Here is a 1,975-nt window from a genome sequence, read left to right as displayed (position 1 = left end):
TTCACCACCCAACCGCGAGCCGGAACAACTTCTCGAGCCGGGATTTCCCTCGGAGCTCGATCCGTTACATCCCGTACATTGTCCGTTGCCGAACTTCCTGCCTCTTCCACCCAGGCAAACGGGGATGCAGAGCTGCTGAGGGTATCATCAGGACTTAATGGCAGTCCTCCTTTCCCAGTGACGGTAAATGCGCTCTCGGTCCCTTTCGTACAGGGATTTGCCGCAATTAAAGCAGCCGGAGCGACAATATTTTGTGGCAGTTCCACTAAACCTTGAGCGGGATTCACGCCAGCTGGCAAAGCCGGGGCGCTACTTTGGGAAAGAGCGGCGATGTCGCTGCTCGGAAGCAGAGATGTAGGACTTACTTCCAACGCTGCAAATTCCTCGTCAGTCAGCCCCAACCAGCTTTTGACCTGTTCGCGGCTCGCTGCTGTAAAGCCCAAGATACTCGGGACATTGACATTAACGCGGCCGCCCTCCGCGCTGCGAGCGTAAGCCGTAATGTCGCTATTGTTTGCCCCCACTAGGATATCGCTGTTGAGGGTGATGTTGGCGCCTTCGCCAGCACGCGCATCGGTTGTAATTCGGCTGTTGTCGCGCAATTGGATGTCTCGGGCTCGCAAGTTAATATTACCCCCGATACCCGATACAGTCGTGCCGTCAATGCTGCCTTTAGTGTTGAGGGCGATCGAATCGGCGACAACATTGATGCTGCCACCCGCCCCCGTTCCCAAACTCCGGACGCTAACCCCTGCGCCGTCTCGGACACTCAATCGGCCCGTGGCAATGCTCAAGCTTCCCGCCGCACCAGATGGAGGTTGCAGCCGGAAAATAGTTTGGATCAGGAAATCTCCCGAAGCTGTGCTGAGGGTGCTGGGAAAGCCCTGTGTGCTAGTGCCGACTATTTCTACGGATTCGTCCGCCGTGACACTCAGATTTCCCGCTTGTCCCGCACCCAGAGTTGAGGCTAGGATAGCTCCTCCGTCTCGCACGCTCAACCGTCTGGCGTTCAACGTCACATCCCCGCCTTTGCCGCTCCCAAACGTTCCCGCACCCATCGCACTTGGGTAAGGAATGGAGCCTGCGGAGGTGCCGATCACTTCCACAGAGTCTTTGGCGTTGACGGTAATGTTTCCGCCGGGCCCCCCCTCCGGAATCAGCCTTTCTCTTGTGTTCAGCCCGCTCGAAGAAGAGATCCCAGCCCCTGCTTCTACGCGCAGGGAGCGGGTGTTAATTTCGATGTTTCCTGCCCTTCCCGTGCCGCCAATACTGTTAGTGGCTAAACCAGTATTCACGGGGGTATCCGATCGTTGTCTCGCTACTATTACCGAGTCTGAAGCTCTGACGATCAGATTTCCGCTGTTGCCTGCACCAAAAGTCGAGGTTGAGACGGCGGCTCCGTCGGAGACACTCAGTTGACCGGTTTCGATAGCGATACTGCCTGCATTTGCCCTGTTAAAAGTTGTGGTTAACAGCCCGGAGGCGTTGATTTCTACCGATTCACTGGCTCTAATTGTCACGCCACCGCCCTCTCCGCTACCGAGTGTAGGGTTGAGTATTGCCGATCCGTCTCGCATAGTTAATCGTTTGGTGTCGAGCGCGATCTCCCCGGCTCTGCCGACACCGAGGGTTCCGGTACTGATGCTGCTTTCGCGGTCGGTGACCTGTGCCGGCTTTTGTGCTGCACCAGGATCGAGAATCCGTCGCCGAAAGTCTTCAAATCCTATTCCCTTGAGTTCTATATTCTCGGCGGTTCGCACCAAGATCGGGCCTCCGGCTCCAGTTCCGGTAGTGGTGGAGGCGACAAAGGCTCGATCTAAAAGGCTAAATCGTGCTGCTTCGATCTTGATGCCGCGGCCGTCAATGTTCCCGATGGTATCGGATACTAGGCTCGAGCCATCGCGCAATGTCACGTTTCCGGACCGCAGTGCGATCGCCCCTCCCCCCGGTCCGCTCGCTGTCACCGCCGATAAAC

At 57.0% G+C, this 1,975-nt stretch carries 1 protein-coding gene; it reads right to left on the bottom strand.

Annotation, left to right across the window (positions count from 1 at the left end; translation table 11 throughout):
- Positions 1-1,975, bottom strand: a 1,975-nt coding sequence (locus QUB61_RS39115) for a filamentous hemagglutinin (protein ID WP_333190460.1), incomplete at both ends; no start/stop codon positions are given.

Origin of the sequence: Microcoleus sp. C2D2, from assembly GCF_036702495.1 — a bacterium.
Classification (GTDB): domain Bacteria; phylum Cyanobacteriota; class Cyanobacteriia; order Cyanobacteriales; family Microcoleaceae; genus Microcoleus.
Note: the sequence above shows the minus strand (reverse complement) of the source record. Positions and strands in the feature narration are given on the sequence as shown.